The sequence below is a fragment of the Microbacterium sp. CFBP9034 genome, from assembly GCF_034045255.1.
In the GTDB taxonomy this organism is placed as follows: domain Bacteria; phylum Actinomycetota; class Actinomycetes; order Actinomycetales; family Microbacteriaceae; genus Microbacterium.
In genome coordinates, this window is record NZ_JAXCWC010000002.1 from 472,109 (window position 1) to 496,155 (window position 24,047).

Sequence of the window (24,047 nt, forward strand, 5' to 3'; positions counted from 1 at the left end):
GGCACCCTCGGCGGCGGCTGATCCACAGGCGGCAGGCGCCGTTGCGGAAGAGGCCTCGCGGGAAGGTACCGTTAGCGCATGACGATGGCGACCAGGCGGGGGACGCTCGCCGTGGTCACCGCACTCGTGCTGATCGCGCTCGGCGCCGGCCTCGGCATCGTCGTGGGTGACGCTCTCGGCATCCGCACCGAGTCGGCCGAGCAGATGCAGCCCGCGGCGCCGACCGCCCCCGACGTCGGCGCGCCGGTTCCGGCGCCCCGGTTCACCACCGTCGACGCGCCGGCTGGTGAGCGCTACGACGTCGCCCTGGACACCCTCCTCGACGCCACCGCCGACGCCTTCGCGCGGGAGGGGCAGACCTCGCTGACCGTCGTCGCAGGGAACGGCGACGAGGAGGACGAGACCTACCGGCTCGCCGGCACGGCGGCCGCGCTGCGCATCGAGGCCGCGAGCGAGAGCGGGGCGGTCCGCGGCATCTACGACCTCGCCGCACAGGTGCGCACCGGCCGCTCGGTCGCCGAGCACCTCGGCGAGGAGGTGACGTCGCGGCTGCCCTTCCGGATGGTCGACATGGGCGCCGTCGGCGTCGAGCCCGATCCCGCCGCCTGGGAGCCCGGGACCGACTACTCGCACGCCTCGAAGGCGTTCGCCGACGTGCTGCTGCCGGAGGCCCCGTACATCGATGAAACTGCACTGGCGGAGGCGTTCTCCGACTTCGACCAGTTCATCCGCCACTCGCTCGCCAACGGCTACAACGCCGTCGCGTTCCCCGGATTCGTCGAGTTCGTCGCGTTCGACGAGGTCGCCGAGGGCGAGGTCTACACGCCCGGCGACGAGCATCGGGAGCAGGCACTCGCCCTCCGCGACGCCTTCGGACCCTTCTGGGCGCACGCCGACGAGCTCGGCATGGACGTGTTCCTGCGCACCGACATGCTCACCCTCACGACACCGCTCGAGGACTACCTCGTCGACCGGTTCGGGTCGCTCGACACCGAGAACCCGGCCCTGTGGGACGTCTACGCTGCGGGACTCGACGAGCTCTACGCCTCCGAGCCCGCGCTCGACGGCATCCTCATCCGGATCGGCGAGGCCGGGCAGGTGTACGACGTCGAAGGCTGGGACTACTACTCGCAGCTGGCCGTGCGCACTCCGACCGCGGTGCGCGCGATGCTCGAGACGCTCAGCGCGCAGGCCGAGGCATCCGATCGTGAAGTGATCTTCCGTACGTGGAGCGTCGGCGTGGGCGCCGTCGGCGACATGCACACGAACCCGGCCTCGTACGAGGCGGTGCTCGGCGGCATCGACTCGCCGGCGCTCATCGTGTCGACGAAGTACACGCTCGGCGACTTCTACAGCTGGCTGCCGCTCAACGACACCCTTGAGCAGGGCGCCCAGCGGCGCATCGTCGAGTTCCAGAGCCGCCGCGAGTTCGAGGACTTCGGCGCCTTCCCGAACGACCTCGGCCGCGAGTATCAGTACGCGCTGCAGACGCTGCTGGCCGCCAACGACAACATCGAGGGCGTCTGGGTGTGGACGCAGGACGGCGGGCCCTGGCGGGCCGGTCCGATGACGCTCTACCTCAAGGCCGGATTCTGGCAGCTGTACGAGCTCGACACCGTCGTCGCCTCCGCGCTCGCGCGCGACCCCGAGACCGATGTCGCCGACGTCACAGCGGGCTGGGCTCGGCAGTGGTTCTCCGACGACCCGGCCACGGTCGCGGCGATCGTCGAGGCGATGGGCCTCTCGCGTGAGGCCATCGAGCAGGGCCTGTACATCGAGGCGTTCGCCGATCAGCGCGTGTTCGCGATCGGCCTCGAGCCGCCGCCCATGATGTGGATCTTCGAGTGGGACATCCTCACCGGCGACTCCGCCGTGCTCGACGTGCTCTACGCCATCTCGCGCGACGCGACCGGCGGCGACATCGAGGCGGCCATCGCCGGCGGTGACGAGGCGGTCGCGACGGTCGAGAAGATGCGCGAGACGGTGGCGGAGACGGATGCCGCGACCTGGCGCGATCCGGCACTCCACGAGGCCTTCACCCAGACGCTGGACTACGAGCTCGACGTGCTGCGGATGCTCGCGGCGTACCGCGCGATGATCCTGCACCAGGGGGAGTGGCACGACACGCTCTCACCCGCGGCGTACGCCTCGTGGGACTCCGACCGCGCCGAGTTCGAGGCGCTCGCCGCCGCGCACCTCGAGCGCTACGAGGGCGACATCGACTATCCCGCGTACAACCTGACGGCCGCGCAGCTCGGGGTGGAGCGCGCCGAGCGCGATCTCGCGATGGCGTGGATGGCCCGCGTGCTGCTCGTCTTCGCGGGCGCGTGGGTGGTCATCGGGATGGTGGCGGCGCGTACCCGCCTCGTCCGGCGTCCGGGCGCCGCGGCGGCACGCGCATCGTGGATCGCTTCGACCCGGCCGTGGCGCGCACGCGAGTCGACGCTCGGGATGCTGCGGCTCGATCGCTGGCTGCTGCTGATCGTTCCGGGCGCGCTCCTCGTCGCCACCCGGGCAGTGCAGACCTCCTTCCTGTCGTGGACCCACCTCCTCGTGATCTTCGGCGCGTGGGCCGTCTTCGCCATCGTTGTGAGGGCCTTGATCCGCGATCGCTCGCCGTGGCCCGTGATCGCCGCGGTCGGCGGGGTGGTGGTCCTCCGCTGCATCGTGACGCTGGCGGCACTGTCGTTCACCGGTCCGGGTGGGTACTGGTTCGCGTTCTGGACCGAGCCGCTGTTCCGCACGGCGTACATCGCCGTCGCCTTCGCGCTGTTCGTGTGGGTCTTCGTCGCCGGAGGGTGGGCCCTGGCGGCCCAGGTCGGCGCGCGGCGGGCCACGGGCTACGTGCTCGCCGGTGTCGGCGCAGGACTCGCTGTTCCCGCGATGGTCATCGGCGTCATCGGCCTGGAGCGGGCGCTGACGCTGTGGAACGACGAGATGGGGCTGCTGCCGTGGGGACTCGCCCGCATCCTCGGCATCACCACGTACCTCGAGATCCCGCCGGAGACGCCGTGGATCGCCGCGGCCTTCGGCGGCGTGCTGTTCGTCATCGGTGTGCTGCTCGCCGTGCCGTGGCGCCGGAAGCCGACCGCAGCCGCCTGACTCAGCGACTGACGCGAGGGCGACTGTCGGGTGGCGCGCCTAGACTTGAGGAGCCATGACCGACGCCTCCATGCCCCTCATCGTCGGCGGAGATCGCGGACCCAGGACCAGCGATTCCCGCCCGGACGAAGACCTGCTGACGGGGCTGAACGCACCGCAGCGCGAGGCTGTCACGTATCGCGGCCCTGCGCTGCTCATCGTCGCCGGCGCAGGCTCGGGAAAGACGAGCGTGCTCACGCGCCGTGTCGCCAGCCTGCTGCGCACGAGAGAGGCCTGGCCCAGCCAGATCCTCGCGATCACGTTCACGAACAAGGCGGCCGGCGAGATGCGCGAGCGCGTCGAGCAGCTCGTGGGCGACACCGCCCGGGGCATGTGGATCTCGACCTTCCACTCCGCGTGCGTACGGATCCTGCGTCGCGAGGCCGAGCAGTTCGGCTTCACGAAGGCGTTCACCATCTACGACTCGGGCGACTCGCGTGCGCTCATCAAGCGTCTGGTGAAGGAGCACGAGGCCGACGCATTCGGGCTGACCCCTGCGGCGACTCAGGGCCGCATCTCCAAACTCAAGAACGAGCTGTCGGATGCCGAGTCCTACGCCCGGTCGGCCAACATGAGCGATCCGGCCGAGCGCGTCTTCGTGGAGGTGTTTGCGGCCTACCAGCGCGAACTGCAGCGCGCCAACGCGTTCGACTTCGACGACCTGATCGGTCAGACGGTCTTCCTCTTCCGGGCCTTCCCGCACGTGGCCGACGTCTATCGCCGCCGGTTCCGCCACATCCTCGTCGACGAGTATCAGGACACGAATCACGCGCAGTACGCCCTCATCCACGAGCTGACCAGGCCGGTCGGGTCGGATGCCGGACCCATCGCCTCGTCCGGCGGCATGATGATCTTCGACGCCGACCCGGCCGATGACCCCGACAAGGCGGGTGCCTCCCTCACAGTCGTCGGCGACTCGGACCAGTCGATCTACGCCTTCCGCGGCGCCGACATCCGCAACATCAGCGAGTTCGAGCGCGACTACCCGGGGGCGAAGGTGGTGCTGCTCGAGCAGAACTACCGCTCGACTCAGAACATCCTCTCGGCCGCCAACGCGGTGATCAGCAACAACTTCGACCGCAAAGACAAGAAGCTGTGGACCGACGTCGGCGCCGGTGAGCAGATCATCGGCTTCACCGGCTACTCGCAGCACGATGAAGCGCAGTTCGTCGCCGACGAGATCGAGGTCCTGCACCGAGCGGGCGCGGCCTACTCCGAGATGGCGGTGTTCTACCGCACGAACTCCCAGTCGCGTGCGCTCGAGGAGATCTTCATCCGGGCCGCCGTCCCCTACAAGATCATGGGCGGCACGAAGTTCTACGAGCGCGCCGAGATCAAGGACGCCCTCGCCTATCTGATCGCGGTCTCGAACCCGGCCGACGAGATGGCGCTTCGTCGCATCATCAACCGCCCGCGCCGTGGCATCGGCGATGTGACCATCGAGACGATCGCCCGCTACGCGCAGGAGGAGCAGATCACCTTCCGCGACGCGCTCGCGAACTCGTCGGCGCTCGGTGTCGGGCCCAAGATCCAGACCGCCATCGCCCACCTCGACGCGGTGCTGGCCGAGGCATCCGCTCTCATGCTCCCCGCGACGGGCGAGCTCGCGCCGCCGACCGCGGTCGCCGAGGGCCTGCAGCTCTTGTTGAACCGGAGCGGCTACTACGACGCCCTCCGCGCGAGCAAGGACGCGCAGGACGAGGCGCGCATCGAGAACCTCGACGAGCTCGTCGCCGTCGCCCGAGAGTTCGCGCGCAACAACCCGGAGGGCACGGTCATCGACTTCCTCGCCGAGGTGCAGCTCGTGGCCGACGCCGACGACCTCGACGACGCATCCGGCTCGGTGTCGCTCATGACGCTGCACACCGCCAAGGGCCTAGAGTACGACGCCGTCTTCGTGACCGGTGTCGAGGAGGACCTCATCCCGCACCGGATCTCGGCAGGAGAGCCCGGCGGTCCGCAGGAGGAACGCCGCCTCTTCTACGTCGGCATCACGCGCGCCCGCAAGCGGCTCTACCTCTCGCTCGCGATGACCCGCGCCCAGTTCGGCGAGGTGACGGTCGCCATGCCGAGCCGCTTCCTGCAGGAGATCCCGGCCGAGCTGCTGAACTGGCGGCAGTCGCCGGGCGACGTCAACTCACGCGGCGGAACGCAGTCGCGCGCGCTCAACGCCCGCCGTCAGTCTGGCTCCGGCTTCGGCGGCTCGGGCAAGCGCTACGGCGACGACCTCGTGCCGTTGGCGCGACGCGAGCCGAGCGGCTCAATCGACCGGTTCGCGAACAAGATCCCCGCCCGGGTGCGCGACAACGGCGACCTCGAGCTGGCGCCGGGCGACCGCATCCGTCATGACGACTTCGGCGAAGGCAAGATCGACGCCGTGACCGGCGAGGGTGCCAAGCGCGTCGCGCACGTGCGCTTCGACAAGGCCGGACCCAAGAAGCTGCTGATCAAGATCGCGCCGATCGAGAAGCTGTAGGACTGGGTCGGGGGTGCTAACAGGGACCTGGGCGTCAGCCCCGGCCGCGGGCTCATCGGAGCTGTCCGGGCGCCCGGGTTAGGCTCGGACCATGGCTCTTTTCTCGCGCCGACCCAAGGACTCCTCCGACTCGCAGCGCAGCGACGTCACGCCCGACGACGCGCCCTCGCCGGCCGGTGAGCGCGCATCGGAGGAGCCGACAGAGGTCTCCACGCCCACGGAGGCCGCGGCATCCGTTCCCATCTCGGTCTCTTCCTACGGCGGCCTGGGCTCGCCCGCCCCGCGGGTCGAACCGCGCCGGACGGCCCGCGCTGCGACGAAGGTCGCCCCGGTCGCGACCGAGACCGTCCCCGGGCTGCGTGACAATGTGCTCGTGCGCGAGGCGCTCGCCCGCGTCGCCGACGGCATCGCCTCGCAGGCCCTGCTCGACGTGGCGCGTCAGATGCTGCAGGGGCACCTCTTCCTGCGGGTCAAGGGCGACGCCCGCACCCTGCTCGCCGAGGGGAAGGAGCTGCCGCTGGCGATGATCAACGTCGGGGAGCGCCGCTTCGCCCTGGCGTACTCGAGCGGTGCCTCGCTCCAGGCGAGCGTGCGCGCCGACGGCGATGTGGATACCTCGGCGATGGGTCAGCCGGTGCTCGCCGTCCTGCGGCACGTGCTCGACGGACCCTACGACGGACTCGTCATCGACCAGTCGTCGGCGCCGGCGCGGGCCGTGCTTCCCAAAGAGCTCCTCAAGAAGGTGATGGAGAAGGTGGACGACTCCCTCACCGTGAAGACGCTCCTCGCCGGGGAGCGCACGCCCGGGACGGCGTCGGCGGTGGCCGAAGCGCTCACGCGTGTGCCGCTCTGGGTGGCCGTGGGGAAGGTCGCTGACGGGCGCCCCGGCATCGCGGAGGGGCGGTCTGAGGACGGCGCGCGCTACCTCGAGGTCTACTCTCACCCGCTCGAAGTCGCGGTCATGGGGCGCGGCGACCAGGCTGCGCCGCTCACGGCCGCGCAGCTCGCGGGTGCCCTCAACGGCGACACCGGACTCTCCGGCGTGATCGTGGATCCCGCGGGACCCTGGATCCGTCTTTCCCGGATCGACCTCGCACCGGTCTTCGCCCGCGCCGTCTGATTCAGGCCTTGACGCGGCATCCGCATCGTCCTATCCTTTAGTAAACCTACTGATTGATAAAGGATGAGATTGATGACGAACACCGATGCCGCACTCGACCGGGCGTTCGCCGCGCTGGCGGATCCGGTGCGGCGTGCGATCGTCGCCCGCCTCAGTCGCGGTTCGGCAACGCTCGGCGAGCTCGCCGAGCCGTTCGCCATCTCGCTCCAGGCGGTCTCCAAGCACATCACCGTGCTCGAAGACGCCGGCCTCGTGTGGCGGACCAGGGAGGCGCAGCGCAAGCCGGTGCACCTCGACGCCGCCGCGCTGGAGCGCCTCACCGCCTGGATCGACCGCTACCGGATCGATGCCGAGCGCGCCTACCGACGCCTCGACTCGGTGCTCGCCGAGTCCCGGCCCACGACCCCTCGCGACAACACATCCACCCGCACGAAGGAGAAGGAATCATGAGCAATCCGCTGGTCATCGACGCCGTGCCCGGCACGTCCTGTGCCGACATCACACGCGAGTTCGACGCCCCCGTCGAGGCGCTGTTCCGCGCCCATGCCGACCCTGAGCTGTTCGCCCAGTGGATCGGACCCGACAAGGAGCGCACCACCACGACGGAGTGGGACTTCCGCACCGGCGGAAGCTACCGCTTCGTGCAGGAGGACACCGACGGCGAGTACGCCTTCCGCGGCGTCTTCCACACGATCCGCGAGAATGCGCTGATCATCCAGACGTTCGAGTTCGAGGGCTGGCCGGACCAGGTCAGCATGGACACCATCCGCTTCGAGGAGCTCCCGGGCGGGCGGTCGCGCCTGGTCGACCGAAGCGTCTTCCCGAGCGCGGAGGTGCTCGAGAACATGATCGCCTCCGGCATGGAGCGCGGCATGCGCGAGGGCTACGAGAAGCTCGACCGGATGCTGGGGGAGGCGCGCTGACATGGGCAAGGTGGTGACCGCGGCGTCGATGTCTCTCGACGGGTTCGTCGCGCACGAGGACAACGACCCCGGTCGCCTCTTCGACTGGTACGAGGCCGGCGACGTCGAGATCGTCAACGAGGGCGAGCTCGGCCCGTTCCACCTGACGCCGACCAGCGCCGACTACTGGCGCAGCTGGGTGGGCGACGTCGCCTGCCTCGTCGTCGGGCGCCTGCTGTTCGACATCACCGATGGCTGGCAGGGCGTGCACCCGATGGGAGTGCCGTTCGTCGTGCTGACCCACGAGGTGCCGACCGGCTGGGCGCACGCGCACACCGGCAACGCGCACTTCGTGACCGAGGGCATCGAGGCGGCGATCGCGCGGGCGCAGGAGATCGCGGGCGACGGCACGGTCGGGGTCGCTGCGGGCACCGTCGCCGCCCAGGCGCTGGCAGCCGGACTCGTCGACGAGGTCGCGATCGACCTGGTGCCGGTGGTGCTCGGCAGCGGCCACGCGTACTTCGCCGGCATCGACCCTGCGCTCGTCCGGCTCGGCGACCCCACGGTCGTCATCCCGAGCACGCGCGTCACGCACATGGTGTTCCCGGTCGAGAAGTAGCCCGGGCTGGTTTTTCTGCAGCGGATCGCGAGTCGCGCTCGCAGATTCAGGAGACGCGCCGCAGCCGAGGGGTCAGCGGGCCGGGCGGCTCGGCGTGTCTCCTGAATCCGGTGCGGAAGCCGGGTGCGGAGCCGGGCGCGGCGGAACGTCGTCCAGCGAAGGCCTCGGGCGGCACTGTGCCAGATTCGGGAGACGCGCCGGAGTTGATGGGTCGGCGAACCCCCCGGCTCGGCGTGTCTCCTGAATCCGGTGCGGAAGCCGGGCGGCCCGAGGGGTGCGGGATGTCGCGTCCCCCGCCTAGGGTCGAGGCATGGCGTCGGAGCGCATCACGTTGACCATGCCCGGTCCGGACGGCGATCGCGAGGTCGGGCTCTCCAGCCCGAACCGGGTGATCTGGCCGGAGCTCGGGATCACCAAGCACGAGCTGGCCGAGTACCTCCTCGCCGTCGCCGAGCCGTTCATCACCGCGAACGGCGATCGTCCGGTGTCGCTCGAGCGGTTCCCCGACGGCGTCGGCGGTGAGAAGTTCTACTCCAAGAACCCGCCCAAGGGCGCCCCGGCGTTCGTCGAGGCGCAGACGGTGACGTACAACAGCGGGCGACGGCATCCGCAGCTCATCCTGAGCGAGATCGCGACGGCCGTGTGGGCCGTCCAGATGAACACCATCGTGTTCCACCCTTGGGCGTCGCTCACCGCGAACACCGACAATCCCGTCGAGCTGCGCATCGACCTCGACCCCCAGCCGGGCACCGATTATGCGGATGCCGCAGCCGTCGCTCCGGCGCTTCGCGAGGTGCTGGCGGAGGCGGGGCTGACGGCGTTCCTGAAGACCAGCGGGAATCGCGGAATCCACGTCTTCTGCCCCATCGAGCCGACGCATGAGTTCCTCGACGTGCGGCACGCGGTGATCGCGGCCGGGCGCGAGCTCGAGCGCCGCATGCCCGACAAGGTGACGATGAACTGGTGGAAGGAAGAGCGCGGCGAACGCATCTTCATCGACTTCAATCAGGCAAATCGCGACCGCACGATGGCCGGGGCGTACAGCCCTCGCGCGCTGCCCGGAGCCACGGTGTCGACGCCGCTGACCTGGGACGAGCTGGCGGATGCCGATCCCGCCGCCTTCACCGTGCGCACGGTTCCGCAGCGTCTGGCAGACGTCGGCGACCCGTGGGCCGACCTGCTGGCGAAGCCCGGCCGCATCGAAACGCTGCTGGAGTGGTGGCAGCGCGACCTCGATGCGGGGCTCGGTGAACTGTCGTTCCCCCCGGACTTCCCGAAGATGCCCGGCGAGCCGCCGCGCGTGCAGCCGAGCCGGAAGAACGCGGAGAACTGGTCGGAAGACGGCGAAGCGAAGTGACGGACCGCCGTCAGTCGAGCACGTCCCCCAGGTCGTAGGCCGAGACGGTCTCGAGCTGGTCGTAGGTGCAGGAGGCGGGATCCCGATCGGGACGCCAGCGCTCGAACTGCACCGTGTGACGGAACCGCCAGCCCTCGAGCTGGTCGTAGCGCACTTCGAGCACCCGCTCGGGGCGCAGGTGCACGAACGACGAGTCGCGGTCGGCGGCGGAGAACCGCGACTTCTCGCCCTCGCCCTTAACCGCTGCGCCGTCCTCGTCGCGCTGCACGAGCGGTGCGAGCTCGTCGATCAGCTCGAGGCGGCGCGCGTTGCTCCACGCGGCGACCCCTCCGACCGGATACAGCGTGCCGTCGTCCGAGTAGAGGCCGACCAGCAGCGAGCCGACCCCTTCACCGGATTTGTGGATGCGGTAGCCCATCGCCACCACGTCGGCCGTGCGAGCGTGCTTGATCTTGAACATCGCCCGCTTGTTGGGGGCGTACGGCTGCGCGAGCGGCTTGGCGACGACCCCGTCGAGGCCTGCCCCCTCGAACTCGGAGAGCCAGCGCTGAGCAACCTCGGGGTCGTCGGTGGTGCGTGTGACGTGCACCGGGTGCGGCACCCCGGCGAGCAGGTCGACCAGCTCGGCCCGTCGCGCCTCGAACGGCTCGGCCTGCAGGTCACGATCGCCCCGGGCGAGCAGATCGAACGCGATGAGCATGGCCGGCGTGGTCTCGGCGAGCATGTTCACGCGCGACGCCGCCGGGTGGATGCGCTGGCTCAGCGACTCCCAGTCGAGTCGCTGCGCACCCGGCTCGCCCTTCGGCACGACGATCTCGCCGTCGATCAGGCAGGGCTCGGGGAGAAGCCGGGCGAAAGCCTCGACGAGCTCGGGGAAGTACCGCGTCAGCGGCTTCGCGCCACGGGATCCGATCTCGACGTTCTCGCCGTCCCAGGAGACGAGGGCGCGAAACCCGTCCCACTTCGGCTCGAAGCTCAGTCCGCCGGGCGTCTTGGCCGGATCGGGCACGACGGGCACGGACTTCGCGAGCATGGGCGCGGGGATCTCGTACGGCATGGACCCATCCTGCCGTGCCGGTCCGACGCCGGACAGTGTCAGGCCACGGACGCGGCGTACAGCGCGGCGGCCTCGGCCCGGTTGGACGCCCCGATCTTCGCGAGGATCGCCGAGACGTGGACCGACGCCGTCTTGGGGCTGATGAACAGCCGTTTGCCGATCTGCGGGTTCGTGAGTCCCTCGGCGATGAGTTCGAGGACCTGCAGCTCGCGCGGCGTGAGCGCCGACAGTTCCGCGTCGCGCGGGGGAGCGCCGGCGTCGGTGAGCAGTCCCGCCTGCGCCGCGAGCTCGGTCGCCCAGCGCCCGACCCGGGCGACGCCATGGCGGGGCGCTTCATCGGCGACCTCGCGCAGCAGAGCGGCCGCGGCATCCCGATCCCCTCCTTCGATGAGAGCGGCGGCCTGGAAGCAGCGCGCGGCGTGGCGGTGCCACACGGGCAGTTCGGCGAACGCCGGGTCGTCGGTGACCGTCGACCACAGCGCGACGCGGTCTGGTGCGGCCACCCGGTCGGCCTCGGCCAGCACCGCTCGGACGTAGGCCGCGACCACCGGGGCCGTGCCACGTGCCGGCCAGGCGGCGACCGCTTTCTCGAGACGGTCCCGAGCGGGCCGGGCATCGTCGGGCGATCCCGCCGCGAGCAGCATGGCCGCCGTCAGTGCGGCGAATCGCGCGATCCCCGAGGGGGAGGTGTCTTCGGCCAGCGAGACCGTGCGGTCGACGGTGTCGGCCCAGGTCTGCCGGTTCGCGGGCGCGATCGCCGCTCCGGGCCTGTCGAGGAGGGCATCGCCGCGGTCGATGACCCAGGAGCCGTGCTTATCCGGATTCGCGCGGAGCGTCTCGTCGATCGTCGTGCGCTCGGCGGCGAGCAGCTCTTCGCGGGCGACCGCCTCGTCGTTCCAGGTGTAGTGGGTCGAGAGCATTCGCAGCGCGGAGCCGCGCGAGTCTCGCTCCATCAGCCGGAGTGCGCGTCGCGCATAGCGCCGGGCTTCGACCGGCCGGCCGGCGGCGAACAGCGCCCGTGCGACCGAGAACGCGATCGACGAGCCGGAGCCGCGCTCGATGCCGGCGCGGACGCACTCGGCGTAGTGCTGCTCCCCGACGAGCGCCGCCTCGTCGAACCGGCCGAGCCGGATCAGCAGGTCGATCTGTGCCCACCCGGCGTAGGCGCGCATCGCCGGGTCCAGGTCCAGTGCCACCGCGCGTTCGATGGGAGCCACCGCGCGGGGTGAGTCGTCCTCATCGCCGGCGATGCGCCACGTCTCGATCGTGAGGGCGACCGCGAGGGCGGCGTGGTCGTCGGCCTCCTCCGCAAGCGAGATCGCCCGGTGCGCGTGCTCCTCCGCCTCGGCGCCGTGCTCGCCGATCGCGAGATTCGACAGCACCCGCGACAGCAGCACCCTCGCCCGTACGTCGTCGACCGACTCGAGCAGCTCGACCGCGGTGTGGAGATCCTCCAGGCGGCTGTGGTGCTCGAGGTTGTACACCTCGACGAAGCGCTGGCGCAGGAGGCCCGCCCGTGTGAGCGGGTCGTCCGGGCAGACGGCGAGCCCTTCGCCCGCGGACCGCAGCGCGCGTTCGGCTTCGCCCAGGTCGTGCCAGGCCTGTGCGGCCTCGAGGTGCAGCTGCGCCAGCGTCGCGCCCGCGCGGGTCTCGGCATCCGGAACCTGATCCCAGAGCTCGGTGAGACGCTCGGCGAGCTTCGCGGAGGTCGCGGGGGAGTACCCTGCCCGCGACCGGGTGAGGGCGACCACCGTTGCGTCGAACGCCGCCGTCAGGTCGCGCGCGGCGAGCCAGTGCTCGGCGATGGCCGAGACGTCGTCGGGCGAGTCCGTCCGTCGCTCGGCGAGGCACTCGGCGTACCGGCGGTGGACGCGCACGCGTTCGCTCGGAAGCATCTCGCCCTGCACGGCCTCGCGCGTGAGGGCATGGCGGAACGAGTAGCCGGCGCCGTCCGCGAGCACGACCCGGGAGTCGATGGCCTCGCGCAGCGCGACGTCGAGCGCGTGCTCGTCGAGCGCCGACACCGCGACCAGCACGTCGTGGTCGGCGTGCACACCGCCGGCCGCCATCGCGCGGACGGTCTCCTGCGCCTCCTCGCTCAGTCTCCAGTAGCGGGCGAGCACCAGTTCTCGCAGCGTGTCGGGCAGCCCGCGGGCGCCGAGATCGACCAGCTCCTCCACGAGGAACGGGATGCCTCCGCTGCGCTCCGCGAGGGCGTCGACGTCGCCCCCGGTCGGGCCGTCTGCGGCGGCGAGCTGAGCGACCTGCTCGGCGACCTCCTCGAGCGTGAGCCGCACCACCTCGACGCGGAGGATCGTGCGCGTGCGGTCGAGTTCCGCGAGCACGGGCTTGAGCGGGTGGAAGCGGTCGATGTCGTCGGAGCGGTAGGTCGCGACGATCGTGAGGTGCCGGCCGCGCAGAGTGCTGGCCAGCGTCTTCAGCAGGGCGAGGGTCGCGGCATCCGCCCACTGCAGGTCTTCGAGCACGACGATCACGTGACGCTCGTTCGACAGGCCCTCGAGGAGCACCTCGATGGCCTCGGAGAACTCACCCGGTCGCTCCTCGGCGGCGGCCGCATCGTCGGCGATGCCGGGAACGAGGGCGGCGAGTGTCGCGGTGACCGCGGGTGACCCCGCCGCCACGCGCAGGGCGTCGGTGCCGAGGGCGGAGTGCAGGTCGCGCAGCACGCGCCGGACCGGACCGAACGGCGAGCCGATGGGGCCGAGGTCGACGCACTGCCCGACCGCGATCACGAGAGGCAGGCCCGGGTCCCGCCGCGTCGCGGTCGCGGCGAGGAACTCCTGCACCAGTCGCGTCTTGCCGATCCCCGCCTCGCCGCGCACGATCACCGTGCGCGGGTGCCCGGCTCGGCCGTCGTCGTACGCGTCGAGGAGCACATCGAGCTCAGCTCGGCGTCCGACCATGCGAGGGGTCGAGGTGAGTGCGGGCATGGTCATATGCTCGCACCTCCCCCCGACGCGCAGGAGGGGCGCATCATGACGCCGGACCCGCCAGGGTGAGGCGCGCCCGCTCGTCGGCCGGGAGCGTGCGACGACGCGGCACCGTGAGCCGGCGCCACAGTGCGCGAACCGGTGCGGGGTGCGCGACGTCTGCGGGCCGTTGCGCCTGCGACGCGAGGTGCGCCAGGTCGCGGTCGAGCTCGCGTGCGCGCTGGTCGTTGAGACGGGCGACGACGAAGGTCGAGGCATCCATTTCGATCTCCCTGCTTCAGCCGATGGCTTCGGACAGGTACGACTCTGCTCGCTGAGGGGGGTGCACCCCATCGGACGAATGCCGTATCTTCGCGCCGGCACCGCCCTATACGCCGGACGGAGACTCGGTGAGCCGCGGGCGGGTCAGGCCTCGATCGGAAGCTTCGGCCGCGCCCAGCGGGCCGGGAGATCGGGTCCGTCCCAGACCTGGATGACTCCCCAGGCGGCGGCGGCGATGGGCACCGCGAGCACGGCGCCGACGATGCCGCCGAGCACCGTGCCGACGGTCAGCGCGACCAGGATGACGAAGGCGTGCAGCTTCATCGTGCGACCCATGAGCACGGGCTGGAGGAAGTTGCCCTCGAGCTGGTTCACGAGCACGACCACGCCGACGACCAGGAGCGCGTTGAGCGGGCCGTTCGCGACGAGCGCGACCAGCGCCGCGATGATGCCGGCGACGGTCGCCCCCACGATCGGGATGAAGGCGAGCAGGAACACGAGCACACCCAGCGGCAGCCAGAGCGGCACCTGCAGGATGAGCAGACCGATCATGATGCCGATCGCATCGACCGCCGCGACCGTCGCCGTGCCGCGCACGTAGGAGCCGAGCACCGTCGTGGTCTTGTCGCCGATGCGACGGGCCCGCACGTAGTTCTCACCGCGGAACGGCCGCAGCAGGAACTCCCACATCTGCGGGCCGTCCTTGAGGAAGAAGAAGAGGATCGTGATCATGAGCACCAGGCCGGTCACGAAGTTCGCGACGGCCCCCACGCCGGCCAGCGCGCCGGAGCCGAACTGGGAGCTCGTGACGAACGCGGTGACCTGATCGACCAGCTCGTCGATCTGGTCGGGCTGCACGAACTCGAACGGCAGCGTCTGCACCCAGGCGAGCAGGTCCTGGAATCCGCCTTCGGCCTGCGCGTACAACTCGTCCCACTGGTCGCGCACCGCCCACACGATGAGCCAGCTGAGCAGGCCGAGGATCGCCGTGATTCCCAGCATGGTGATGAGGGTGGCGATGACCGACGGCACGCCGCGCCGGCGCATCCAGTTCATGACGGGGAGGAACGCGCACGCGAGGATCAGTGCGATCACGAGCGGGATCGTCACCAGCGTGAGGGACTGGATCGCGAAGATGATCCCGCCCGCGACGGCGACCACCACGATGATCTGGATCGCCCGGATGCCGAGCTTGCCGAAGCCGTCGGCCCACAGGCTCCACGGTGCCCGCGTGGCCTTCAGCTCGACGTCCGGCGACTCGAGGCGCACCTTCTGCGGGTCGTTGTGGAAGAGTCCCATGCGTCGAGGCTAACCGTGGCGCGGCATCCGGCTCCCCGGCTTGCCTGGGCCGCCCTGCGACTGCTACGCGAAAGCGCTCATTCCGGTGATGTCGCGGCCGATGAGCAGCGCCTGCACGCTCTCGGTGCCCTCGTACGTGTGGATCGCCTCGATGTCGGCCATGTGCTGCATGACGCCGTTCTCCAGCAGGATGCCGTTGCCCCCGAGCAGGTCGCGGGCCGTTGCGGCGATCCGTCGTGCCGCGCGGGTGTTGTGGTACTTGGCGAGCGAGGCCTGCGTGGGGCGCAGTCCGCCCGACGTCTCGAGATCGGCGAGGTGACGGCAATAGAGCTGCATCGCGGTCAGCTCCTCGAGCATCTGAGCCAGCCGCTCCTGCACCATCTGGAACTTCGCGAGCGGCTTCCCGAACTGCGTGCGCTGCTGCGAGTACGACAAGGCCGCCTCGTAGCAGGCGGTCGCGTGCCCGAGCGCGGACCACGCGACGCCCGAGCGGGTCGAGTACAGCACGGTCGAGGCATCCTTGAACGTCTTCGCGCCGGGGAGGACGGCCGCGAGGGGAACGCGCACCGCATCGAGGGTGACGAGCGCCTGATGGATGCCGCGCAGCGACGCCTTGCCTCCGATCACCGTGCCGGTGTACCCGGCGGTGTCCTGCTCGATGAGGAAGCACCGCACGGCGCCGTGCTCGGGAGCGGTGGGGTCGGCGACACGGGCCCACACGAACGTGACGCCGCCCGATGCCCCGTTGCCGATCCACTTCTTGGCCCCGTCGAGCACCCACTCCTCGCCCTCGCGGCGGGCGGTGGTCTCGAGCGACACGGAGTCGGAGCCGTGGTCGGGCTCGGTGAGGGCGAAGGCCGCCGGGACCTCGCCGCGGGCGATGGGGCCCAGCCAGCGGTCCTGCTGCTCGGGACTGCCGAACAGCGCGAGCGTGCGGAGCGCGAGACCGCCCTGCACGGCGATCACCGTGCCGAGCGACCCGTCGCCGCGCGAGACCTCCATGTTCACCAGCCCGGCCGCGAGCGGCGAGAACCGGGTGAGACCGGGGTGGTCGATGCCGTCGTTGAAGAGGTCGAACTCGCCGAGGCGCATCGCCAGGTCGAGGGGATACGTCGCGGCATCCCACGCTTGCTGCATCTGCGTGCCGACCTCGTCGACGAACGACTGCGCGCGCTGCCACACCGCGCGGTCGTCGGCGGAGATGTCGGCGAAGACCTGGTAGTAGTCGGTGCCGAGCCGGGAGGTGACGTCGTACCTGTCGACGCTCTGACCGGGGCGTGCCTGGAAGTCGGTCACGATCGTGCTCCTGACGGTGATGCGGGGTGCGGTCCCAGTGTAGTGGGACTCGGTGCCGCATATTGCAGGACTGAGTGTCAAACTCGCGGCGTCGACCGATGCTCTCGCCGGGGATGCGCGTGCTACGCTCGGATGCGGGAAACCGACTGGACGGTATGCACGAGCGCAAGGAGGCGCCATGGCAGCGAGCACGGGGCGATTCGACGGAACGGTCACACTCATCACGGGCGCGAGTCGCGGCATCGGGTTCGCGATCGCACGGCGTCTAGTGGCCGAGGGCGGCTCGGTCGTCATCACCGGACGACGGCAGGAGTCTCTCGACGCCGCGCTCGCCGAACTCGGGGATGCCGCCTCCGCCGTCGCCGGCAAGGCCGACGATTCCGACCACCGCGCCGCGGTCTTCGCCCACATCGCCGAGCGCCACGGCCGCCTCGACCACCTCGTCAACAACACCGGCATCAACCCGGTCTACGGCCCCATCGTCGACGTCGACGCCGAGGCCGCCCGCAAGATCCTCGAGGTGAATGTCGTCGCCGCGCTCGAGTGGACGCGCGCCGCCGTGGCGGCGGGCCTCAGCCGCTCGGTCGTGAACATCGCATCGGTCGCGGGACTCGGCGCCAGCCCCGGCATCGCCTTCTACGGCATCTCGAAGGCAGCGCTCATCAACCTCACCATGCAACTGGCCTACGAGCTGGCGCCAGGGATCCGGGTCAATGCCGTGGCCCCCGCCGTGATCAAGACCGCCTTCGCCCGGGCGCTCTACGAGGGTCACGAGGCCGAGGCGTCCGCCGCCTATCCGCTGGCGCGGCTGGGCGAGACCGACGACGTCGCCGGACCCGTCGCCTTCCTGCTCTCGGCCGACGCGGCCTGGATCACGGGCCAGACGCTGCCGATCGACGGCGGCGCCGGCATCCGCCCTTTCCTGTGATGAGCCCGGGTATCGGCGGGATTCGCGGAAGGATGAGGCCATGAAGGATTCCCACGTCGCCGACGACGTCACCCGCGCCGCCGTCGAGCTGTTCGCCACGCAGGGCTACGCCAACACGAGCGTGCAGCAGATCGTCGAGGCCGCCGGCGTCACCAAGGGCGCGATGTACCACTACTTCGAGTCGAAGGACGATCTGCTCTTCGGCATCTACGAGAAGCTGCTGTCGCTGCAGAAGTCGCGTCTCGACGAGATCATCGCGCGCGGCGGCGACGTGGAGGAGGTCCTGCGGGCCGTCTGCGTCGACGTGATCGAGACCTCGATCGACCACATGCCCGAGGGCACGGTGTTCTTCCGCAGCATGCACATGCTCTCCGCGCCCCGGCAGCAGGAGGTCACCCGCCGCCGTCGTGCGTACCACGACGAGTTCGTCGAGCTGATCGACCGCGGGCGCCGCGACGGCGTCTTCCGCACCGACATCCCGGTGGCCGTGCTCGTCGCCCACTTCTTCAGCGACCTGCACTACCTGTCGCACTGGTACTCGCCCGAAGGCCCCGAGGACAAGACGCTCGTCGCCGAGCAGCTCACCGACCTCTTCGTCACCAGCATCAGGAGAACGGATGCCCCTGCCTGACACCATGCGCGCCTGGCGCGTCACCACGCTCGGCGAGCCTGCCGACGCCCTGTCGCTCGATGAGGTCGACGTGCCCTCACCGGGTCCTGGCGAGGTGCTCGTGCGCGTCGGCGCGGTCGCCGCCAACTTTCCCGACGTGCTGCTGGCGCGCGGGCAGTACCAGGTTCGCCCGGAGCTGCCTTTCGTGCCCGGCATCGAGTGCAGCGGCACCGTCGCCGCACTCGGCGAAGGTGCGTCCGGCGTCGCCGTCGGCGACCGCGTCGTCGCCGCGAAGATCGGCGTCCTCGCGGAGTACGCCGTGGTGCCGGCTGCGGCGGTGCAGAAGATCCCGGATGCCCTGACCGACGTCGCCGCGTCGGGTCTCACGATCGCGTATCAGACCGCGTGGTTCGCCCTTCATCGTCGTGCCGCGATCCGGCCGGGGGAGTGGCTGCTCGTCCATGCCGCCGCGGGCGGGGTCGGCGCGGCGGCCGTGCAGCTCGGCGTCGCCGCCGGAGCGCGGGTGATCGGGGTCGTCGGGTCGGAGGCCAAGGCCTCCGTCGTGCTCGCAGCCGGAGCCGAGCATGCGCTGATCCGCGGGGTCGACGACGTCGCGGCATCCGTCAAGACCGTCACCGGAGGCCACGGCGCGGACGTCGTGTTCGACCCCGTGGGCGGCGACGCGTTCCAGGCGTCGACCCGCTGCGTCGCCTTCGAGGGGCGGATCGTCGTCATCGGCTTCGCCAGTGGCGAGATCCCGAGCCTGACCGTGAGCCACACCCTCGTGAAGAACTACAGCGTGGTCGGCCTCTACTGGGGGCTGTACCAGGAGCGCTTCCCCGAGCTCGTGGCCGAGGCGCACGCCGAGCTCATGCGACTCTTCGAGGCGGGATCGATCGCTCCGGTCGTCGACCACGTGGTGCCCTTCGCGGATGCCCCGGCCGCGCTCACCGCGCTCGCCTCGGGCACGACGGTGGGCCGCGTGGTGGTCGAGGTGGCGGGATGACGCTGGGTGCGTCGGCACGGCGTGCCGGGGTTCGAGCGCACATGGTTTCGCCGAGCGCACATGTTTTGAGCGGCCAAAGCGCGTGCGCTCGCGCAAAGCATGTGCGCTCGCGTTCGGGGCAGGTCGCGCCATGACCGACCTCGGCGGACGCGTCTGTCTCGTCACGGGTGGTGCCCGCGGCATCGGCGAGGCCTATGTCCGCGCGCTGCATGCGGCGGGCGCGCGGGTCGTGGTCGCGGACCTCCTCGACGCCGAGGGCGCCGCGCTCGCCGCCGAGCTGGGCGAGCGGGCGCGGTTCGTACACCTCGACGTGACGGACGAGGAGCAGTGGACGGCGGCGGTCGCGGCATCCGTCTCCGCCTTCGGCGGTATCGATGTGCTCGTGAACAATGCGGGCATCGCGAACGCCGCCCCGATCGAGCACCTGACGACAGCGAAATGGGATGCCGTCATCGCCGTCAACCTCACGGGCACGTTCTTCGGCTGCCGCGCGGTCGTGCCCACGCTGAAGGCACGCGGGGGTGGGTCGATCATCAACATCTCATCGGTCGAGGGGATGCGCGGCAGCCCAGGACTGCACGGGTACACGGCGGCGAAGTTCGGCGTGCGGGGACTCTCGCAGTCACTTGCGGTGGAGCTCGGGCCGTTCGGTATCCGCGTGAACTCGGTGCACCCCGGCTTCATCCGCACGTCGATGACGGACCGGATCGATCCGGCGCACCTCGACATCCCGCTCGGTCGTCCGGGCGATCCCGCCGACGTCGCCGGCACGATCCTCTTCCTCGCGAGCGACGCCTCGGCGTTCACCAGCGGCGCGGAGTTCGTTGTCGACGGCGGCATGATCGCCGGGATCCCGCACAAGTAGGAGCGTCTCGCGCGGCCTATCGTCGCCAAGCGCAGGCCGACTCGCGCCATCGCTCCCGTCGCCGAGCGCACGCAGACTCGAGCCATCGCTCCCGTCGCCGAGCGCAGGCCGACTCGCGCCATCGCTCCCGTCGCCGAGCGCGCATGGTTTGCACGAGAGCACACTGTTTGCCCGTGCAAAGCATGTGCTTCCGGCGAAAGTATGCGCTTTCGGCGAGGCGAGTCGTTCCGGATCCGGCACCTGGCGATGGCGGATGAGCGACGCTGCCGCACGAGCACCGAGCCCGCCCGCCCGTCGCCGAGCGCACATCGTTTGCGCGAGAGCACATGATTTGCCCGTGCAAAGCATGTGCTTTCGGAGAATGTATGTGCGTTCGGCGAGGCAGGTCGTTCCCGACCCTGCACCCGGGCTGTGCTCAGGCCGGTGCCGCCGAGCCTCGAGCGCCCCTCGCACTCGGTCGATCACAATCGCGCAACAACAACATACCGCCCGGTCGGTTTCTGCGTTAGAGTGAGCGCACCCGACACGAAGAGGTGCCGATGTCCCCCGAACTTCCCGAGCCAGCTGTGGCAGACCCCCGCCCTGCCGCGGCATCCGTCCCCCCGCGCCTCCAGGTCAGCGACCTGTCCGTCGCGTTCGGCGGCCTCACCGCCGTCGACGGAGTGTCGTTCGACGTCGGGCCGGGAGAGATCGTGGCGCTCATCGGCCCCAACGGCGCGGGCAAGACCACCGTGTTCAACGCCGTGTGCGGGCTCGTGCGGCGTCGCGGCTCGGTCGCGATCGACGGCGCCCCGGCGCCCCGCCGCACATCCGGGCTCACGCGGCGCGGCGTCTCGCGCACGCTGCAGGGCCTCGGCCTCTTCACCGGCCTGACGGCGCGCGAGAACGTGCTCGTCCCGATCGCGGGGGAGACGGATGCCCCGGCGCGCGTCGCCGCGCAGCTCGAGCGCCTCGCGCTCACCGGTCTCGCTGACGTCCCGGTCGCGGCGCTGGCCTATCCCGACCGCAAGCGCGTCGCCCTCGCCCGGGCGCTCGTGACGGACCCTCGACTGCTGCTGCTCGACGAGCCGGCCGGCGGACTGGGCGCCGACGACATCGCCGCCCTCGGCGCGGTGATCTGCGACATCGCCAGTACCGGATGCGCCGTGCTGCTGGTCGAGCACCACGTGGACTTCGTGATGGGCATCGCGGATCGCATCGTGGTGCTGGACTTCGGCCGCGTCATCGCGCGCGGCGCGCCGGCTGACGTGCGTGTGGACCCGCGGGTCGAAGAGGCCTACCTCGGCGTGAAGGCGACGGCATGAACGCCGCGGGCCTGAACGTGGCCGGCATGAACGGCGCCGGCGTGAACGGCGCGGGCAGGAACACCCCGAGTATGAACGCCACGAGCACCCTCACCGGCGGCGCGCTCTCGGTCGACCGCCTCACCGTCGGGTACGGCGGCGCGCCGGTGCTCCACGAGGTGGCCTTCAACATCCGTCCCGGCGAGATCGTTGCGCTGCTCGGCGCGAACGGCGCAGGGAAGACGACGCTCCTGCGCACGCTCGCAGGACTCGTGCCCGCGGCATCCGGAACCATCCGGCTCGACGGCGACGACCTGGCCCGCGTGCGCACCGAGGACCGCGCGCGCCGTGGCGTGGCCCTCGTGCCCGACGGGCAGAGCGTCGTCGCCGAGCTCACCGTCGACGAGAACCTCCGGCTCGGAGCCCTGTGGCGCCACCGCGGCCCGGCCCGTCAGCGCGCGGTTGACGGGATCTACGAGCTCTTCGAGCCACTCGCGCGCCGCAGGGCCAGTGCCGGCCACCAGCTCTCCGGCGGGGAGCGGCAGATGCTCGCCCTCGGCCGCGCCCTGATCGCCGACCCCATCCTGCTGGCCCTCGACGAGCCTTCGCTCGGGCTCGCGCCGCTCGTCGTCGCGCAGCTCATGGGCACGCTCCGCGACGCCTCCGTCGAGCGCGGCTTGACGGTGCTGCTCGCCGAGCAGAACGTGACGAGCGCCCTGTCGATCGCCGATCGCGGCGTGGTCCTCGACCTCGGCCGGGTGGTGGCGGATGCCTCGGCCGACGATCTCGCACGCGACACCGCCCTCCGCCACGCCTACTTGGGATTCTGATGGACCGCTTCGCCTTCCTCCTCGCCACGGGCCTCGCGCGCGGGGCGGTGTTCGCGCTCTTCGCGCTGTCGCTCGTGCTCATCTGGCGCGCGGCACGCATCGTCAACTTCGCGCAGGGCGCGATGGCCCTGGTCGCGACGTACATCGCGTTCGCCGTCACCGGGTTGACCGGTTCGTACTGGGCCGGCCTTGCCGCCGGGATCCTCGCCGGAGCGGCCATCGGCTTCGCCGTCGAGCGCGGGGTCATGCGCTTCGCTCCCCACCGCAATCCGCTCTCGGGCGTCATCGTCGCGATCGGGCTCGTGATGGTGCTGCAGTCGCTGCTCGGCATCCTGTTCGGGCAGGAGTACCGGCCCATGCGCGCGCCGTTCGACGACAGCCCCATCGTCATCGGCGGCGTGCCGCTGCTCTCGCCGTACGACCTGTTTGTTCTCGTCGTCGCGACGGTGGTCATGGCGGGGCTCGCGGTGCTGTTCCGCTTCACATCGCTCGGCCTGCAGCTGCGGGCGTCGGCCTTCGCACCCGAGGTGTCACGCGTGCTCGGCGTGCGGGTCTCGCGCATGGTGACGATCGGGTGGATGCTGTCGGCCGCCGTCGCCGCGCTCGCCGCGATGCTGCTCGTGCCGACCGAGCTCGGCCTCAACCCGCACTCCACGGATGTGCTGTTCGTCTACGCCTTCACGGTGGCCGTGGTCGGCGGGCTCGACTCTCCGGTCGGAGCGCTCCTCGGCGGACTCGTCGTGGGCGTCGCGATGACCCTCGTCACCGGATACCTGGGCGCCACCGTCGCCCCGATCGGAGTGCTCGTGCTGCTGGTCGGAGTGCTCCTCGTCCGACCGGGCGGCCTCTTCTCGATGCGAGAGGCGCGCAGCGCATGACCCGGCTCCTGCCCTCGCTCACCGGCGCACCCCGTACCATCGTCATCGGCGCGGTGCTGACCGCGCTCGCCCTCGGTGGCACGTTCCTGCTCGACCCGCACCGCAACTTCCAGCTCGCCACGATCACCGCCTACTTCTGCGCGGCGGCGGGGCTCACCCTTCTCATCGGACTCAGCGGCCAGCTCTCGCTGGGTCACGCGGCCCTCATGGCGGTGGGCGGGTACGGCTACGCGCTCACCTCGAATGCGCTGACGGATGCCGGGATCGACGGCGTGCCACGGTTCCTGCTCGGCATGCTCGGCGCGCTCGTCGCGTCGGGCGCCCTCGGACTGCTGCTCGGGCTCGCCGCCGCCCGCCTGAAGGGGCCGTACCTGGCCGGCGTCACGCTCGCGCTCGTGATCGCGATCCCGGCTGTGACGGCCGTGTTCTCGGGAGTCTTCCGCGGGGACCAGGGGCTGCAGATGCCCTTCGAGGACGTGCCGGATAGCCTCGAGCGGATCATCGCGATCGAGCAGTGGCAGGCGTGGATCGCGATCCTCGTCGCCGGCGTCGTGGTCACCACGCTGGCCGCGCTGCAGCGCGGCCGTCTGGGCCTGCGCATGCGCGCGGTGCGCGACGACGAGACGGCGGCGCGCCTGAACGGGGTGCCGGCAGGACGCGTCAAGGTCACCGCGTTCACGGTCAGCTCACTCGCCGCGGGCGCCGGGGGAGCGGTGCTGTGCGTCGTGACGCAGTCCGTCAGTCCCGGCGCGTACACCCTCGCGTTCTCGCTGCTGCTCGTGGTCGCCGTCGTGGTCGGCGGGCTCGGCAGCATCGGCGGCGCCGCGATCGGCTCGGCTCTCATCGTCCTGCTGCCGTGGCTCATCGCCACCGGCACCTCGTCCCTCCCGCTCCCCGCCGAGCTGGCCCAGCGCCTGTCCGGCAACCTCACGGTCCTGGTCTTCGGGGCACTCCTCATCGTCGTCACGCTCGCGTGGCCGGGTGGGCTCGCCAGCATCCGCCGGCGACGCAGGCGAGCGGATGCCTCGGCACCGCCGACGCCCGCAACCCCCGAGGTCCCCGCGGCCGCGACGCCCGTGGCGCCCGCGCCCGAGCCGCCCGTCGCGGCGGGGGCGCGGCATCCGATCGAATCCTTCCTCCCGTCCACCACTCAACGAAAGAGGTGACC

The 24,047-nt window shown here is 70.8% G+C and carries 20 protein-coding genes; 15 read left to right on the plus strand and 5 right to left on the minus strand.

What is annotated here, in order from left to right:
* The first annotated feature begins 78 nt into the window (after positions 1 to 78).
* The 7 genes from SOM19_RS13445 (at position 79) to ligD (ending at position 9,615) form a co-directional block, all read left to right on the plus strand.
* Complete coding sequence (locus SOM19_RS13445; RefSeq protein WP_320487104.1) at positions 79 to 3,102, plus strand: hypothetical protein; 3,024 nt, start codon at positions 79 to 81, stop codon at positions 3,100 to 3,102.
* A 55-nt stretch (positions 3,103 to 3,157) separates the two neighbouring features.
* Positions 3,158 to 5,617, plus strand: a complete 2,460-nt coding sequence (locus tag SOM19_RS13450) for an ATP-dependent helicase (RefSeq protein WP_320487105.1) — start codon at positions 3,158 to 3,160, stop codon at positions 5,615 to 5,617.
* A gap of 91 nt (positions 5,618 to 5,708) precedes the next feature.
* Positions 5,709 to 6,737: an SseB family protein gene (locus SOM19_RS13455; protein ID WP_320487106.1), complete on the plus strand. Its 1,029-nt coding sequence runs from the start codon at positions 5,709 to 5,711 to the stop codon at positions 6,735 to 6,737.
* Between the two features lie 63 nt (positions 6,738 to 6,800).
* Entirely contained in the window at positions 6,801 to 7,187 is a 387-nt protein-coding gene (locus SOM19_RS13460) for an ArsR/SmtB family transcription factor (protein WP_414683655.1), read from the plus strand.
* Positions 7,184 to 7,660: an SRPBCC family protein gene (locus tag SOM19_RS13465; protein ID WP_320487108.1), complete on the plus strand. Its 477-nt coding sequence runs from the start codon at positions 7,184 to 7,186 to the stop codon at positions 7,658 to 7,660. Before SOM19_RS13460 ends, SOM19_RS13465 begins: the two co-directional genes overlap by 4 nt.
* A gap of 1 nt (position 7,661) precedes the next feature.
* A complete protein-coding gene (locus SOM19_RS13470) occupies positions 7,662 to 8,258 on the plus strand; it encodes a dihydrofolate reductase family protein (protein WP_320487109.1) in 597 nt (198 codons plus the stop codon).
* A 310-nt stretch (positions 8,259 to 8,568) separates the two neighbouring features.
* Positions 8,569 to 9,615: a non-homologous end-joining DNA ligase gene (gene ligD, locus SOM19_RS13475; RefSeq protein WP_320487110.1), complete on the plus strand. Its 1,047-nt coding sequence runs from the start codon at positions 8,569 to 8,571 to the stop codon at positions 9,613 to 9,615.
* 10 nt (positions 9,616 to 9,625) lie between these two features.
* On the opposite strand, the gene SOM19_RS13480 is transcribed toward ligD, so the two are convergent.
* From SOM19_RS13480 to SOM19_RS13500, 5 genes are all read right to left on the minus strand, one after another.
* Positions 9,626 to 10,672 (minus strand): ATP-dependent DNA ligase, encoded by a 1,047-nt coding sequence (locus tag SOM19_RS13480; RefSeq protein ID WP_320487111.1) that lies wholly within the window; start codon positions 10,670 to 10,672, stop codon positions 9,626 to 9,628.
* A 38-nt stretch (positions 10,673 to 10,710) separates the two neighbouring features.
* Complete coding sequence (locus tag SOM19_RS13485) at positions 10,711 to 13,623, minus strand: helix-turn-helix transcriptional regulator (RefSeq protein WP_320487112.1); 2,913 nt, start codon at positions 13,621 to 13,623, stop codon at positions 10,711 to 10,713.
* Between the two features lie 43 nt (positions 13,624 to 13,666).
* Positions 13,667 to 13,885 (minus strand): hypothetical protein, encoded by a 219-nt coding sequence (locus tag SOM19_RS13490; protein WP_320487113.1) that lies wholly within the window; start codon positions 13,883 to 13,885, stop codon positions 13,667 to 13,669.
* Between the two features lie 143 nt (positions 13,886 to 14,028).
* Positions 14,029 to 15,183 carry an AI-2E family transporter gene (locus SOM19_RS13495; protein ID WP_320487114.1) on the minus strand — a complete coding sequence of 385 codons (1,155 nt, stop codon included), beginning with the start codon at positions 15,181 to 15,183 and terminating at the stop codon, positions 14,029 to 14,031.
* 63 nt (positions 15,184 to 15,246) lie between these two features.
* Complete coding sequence (locus SOM19_RS13500; protein WP_320487115.1) at positions 15,247 to 16,479, minus strand: acyl-CoA dehydrogenase family protein; 1,233 nt, start codon at positions 16,477 to 16,479, stop codon at positions 15,247 to 15,249.
* Positions 16,480 to 16,657: 178 nt separating this feature from the next.
* Here SOM19_RS13500 and SOM19_RS13505 point away from each other — a divergent pair, with 178 nt between their 5' ends.
* From SOM19_RS13505 to SOM19_RS13540, 8 genes are all read left to right on the plus strand, one after another.
* A complete protein-coding gene (locus SOM19_RS13505; RefSeq protein ID WP_320487116.1) occupies positions 16,658 to 17,407 on the plus strand; it encodes an SDR family oxidoreductase in 750 nt (249 codons plus the stop codon).
* A 40-nt stretch (positions 17,408 to 17,447) separates the two neighbouring features.
* Positions 17,448 to 18,038: a TetR/AcrR family transcriptional regulator gene (locus tag SOM19_RS13510; RefSeq protein WP_320487117.1), complete on the plus strand. Its 591-nt coding sequence runs from the start codon at positions 17,448 to 17,450 to the stop codon at positions 18,036 to 18,038.
* Complete coding sequence (locus tag SOM19_RS13515) at positions 18,025 to 19,023, plus strand: NADPH:quinone oxidoreductase family protein (protein ID WP_320487118.1); 999 nt, start codon at positions 18,025 to 18,027, stop codon at positions 19,021 to 19,023. Before SOM19_RS13510 ends, SOM19_RS13515 begins: the two co-directional genes overlap by 14 nt.
* Before the next feature lie 130 nt (positions 19,024 to 19,153).
* Positions 19,154 to 19,888 carry an SDR family NAD(P)-dependent oxidoreductase gene (locus SOM19_RS13520; protein ID WP_320487119.1) on the plus strand — a complete coding sequence of 245 codons (735 nt, stop codon included), beginning with the start codon at positions 19,154 to 19,156 and terminating at the stop codon, positions 19,886 to 19,888.
* Between the two features lie 539 nt (positions 19,889 to 20,427).
* Positions 20,428 to 21,192, plus strand: a complete 765-nt coding sequence (locus SOM19_RS13525; protein WP_320487120.1) for an ABC transporter ATP-binding protein — start codon at positions 20,428 to 20,430, stop codon at positions 21,190 to 21,192.
* Positions 21,189 to 22,001: an ABC transporter ATP-binding protein gene (locus SOM19_RS13530; protein WP_320487121.1), complete on the plus strand. Its 813-nt coding sequence runs from the start codon at positions 21,189 to 21,191 to the stop codon at positions 21,999 to 22,001. The genes SOM19_RS13525 and SOM19_RS13530 overlap by 4 nt, the downstream gene beginning before the upstream one ends.
* Positions 22,001 to 22,879 (plus strand): branched-chain amino acid ABC transporter permease, encoded by an 879-nt coding sequence (locus SOM19_RS13535; RefSeq protein ID WP_320487122.1) that lies wholly within the window; start codon positions 22,001 to 22,003, stop codon positions 22,877 to 22,879. Before SOM19_RS13530 ends, SOM19_RS13535 begins: the two co-directional genes overlap by 1 nt.
* Positions 22,876 to 24,045 (plus strand): branched-chain amino acid ABC transporter permease, encoded by a 1,170-nt coding sequence (locus SOM19_RS13540; RefSeq protein ID WP_320487123.1) that lies wholly within the window; start codon positions 22,876 to 22,878, stop codon positions 24,043 to 24,045. The genes SOM19_RS13535 and SOM19_RS13540 overlap by 4 nt, the downstream gene beginning before the upstream one ends.
* Positions 24,046 to 24,047 lie beyond the last annotated feature (2 nt).

Coding starts and splice junctions, on each gene's coding strand:
- SOM19_RS13445 (WP_320487104.1), top strand. CDS start 79: ATGACGATGGCGACCAGGCGGGGGACGCTCGCCGTGGTCACCGCACTC.
- SOM19_RS13450 (WP_320487105.1), top strand. CDS start 3,158: ATGACCGACGCCTCCATGCCCCTCATCGTCGGCGGAGATCGCGGACCC.
- SOM19_RS13455 (WP_320487106.1), top strand. CDS start 5,709: ATGGCTCTTTTCTCGCGCCGACCCAAGGACTCCTCCGACTCGCAGCGC.
- SOM19_RS13460 (WP_414683655.1), top strand. CDS start 6,801: ATGAGATTGATGACGAACACCGATGCCGCACTCGACCGGGCGTTCGCC.
- SOM19_RS13465 (WP_320487108.1), top strand. CDS start 7,184: ATGAGCAATCCGCTGGTCATCGACGCCGTGCCCGGCACGTCCTGTGCC.
- SOM19_RS13470 (WP_320487109.1), top strand. CDS start 7,662: ATGGGCAAGGTGGTGACCGCGGCGTCGATGTCTCTCGACGGGTTCGTC.
- ligD (WP_320487110.1), top strand. CDS start 8,569: ATGGCGTCGGAGCGCATCACGTTGACCATGCCCGGTCCGGACGGCGAT.
- SOM19_RS13480 (WP_320487111.1), bottom strand. CDS start 10,672: ATGCCGTACGAGATCCCCGCGCCCATGCTCGCGAAGTCCGTGCCCGTC.
- SOM19_RS13485 (WP_320487112.1), bottom strand. CDS start 13,623: ATGCCCGCACTCACCTCGACCCCTCGCATGGTCGGACGCCGAGCTGAG.
- SOM19_RS13490 (WP_320487113.1), bottom strand. CDS start 13,885: ATGGATGCCTCGACCTTCGTCGTCGCCCGTCTCAACGACCAGCGCGCA.
- SOM19_RS13495 (WP_320487114.1), bottom strand. CDS start 15,183: ATGGGACTCTTCCACAACGACCCGCAGAAGGTGCGCCTCGAGTCGCCG.
- SOM19_RS13505 (WP_320487116.1), top strand. CDS start 16,658: ATGGCAGCGAGCACGGGGCGATTCGACGGAACGGTCACACTCATCACG.
- SOM19_RS13510 (WP_320487117.1), top strand. CDS start 17,448: ATGAAGGATTCCCACGTCGCCGACGACGTCACCCGCGCCGCCGTCGAG.
- SOM19_RS13515 (WP_320487118.1), top strand. CDS start 18,025: ATGCCCCTGCCTGACACCATGCGCGCCTGGCGCGTCACCACGCTCGGC.
- SOM19_RS13520 (WP_320487119.1), top strand. CDS start 19,154: ATGACCGACCTCGGCGGACGCGTCTGTCTCGTCACGGGTGGTGCCCGC.
- SOM19_RS13525 (WP_320487120.1), top strand. CDS start 20,428: ATGTCCCCCGAACTTCCCGAGCCAGCTGTGGCAGACCCCCGCCCTGCC.
- SOM19_RS13530 (WP_320487121.1), top strand. CDS start 21,189: ATGAACGCCGCGGGCCTGAACGTGGCCGGCATGAACGGCGCCGGCGTG.
- SOM19_RS13535 (WP_320487122.1), top strand. CDS start 22,001: ATGGACCGCTTCGCCTTCCTCCTCGCCACGGGCCTCGCGCGCGGGGCG.
- SOM19_RS13540 (WP_320487123.1), top strand. CDS start 22,876: ATGACCCGGCTCCTGCCCTCGCTCACCGGCGCACCCCGTACCATCGTC.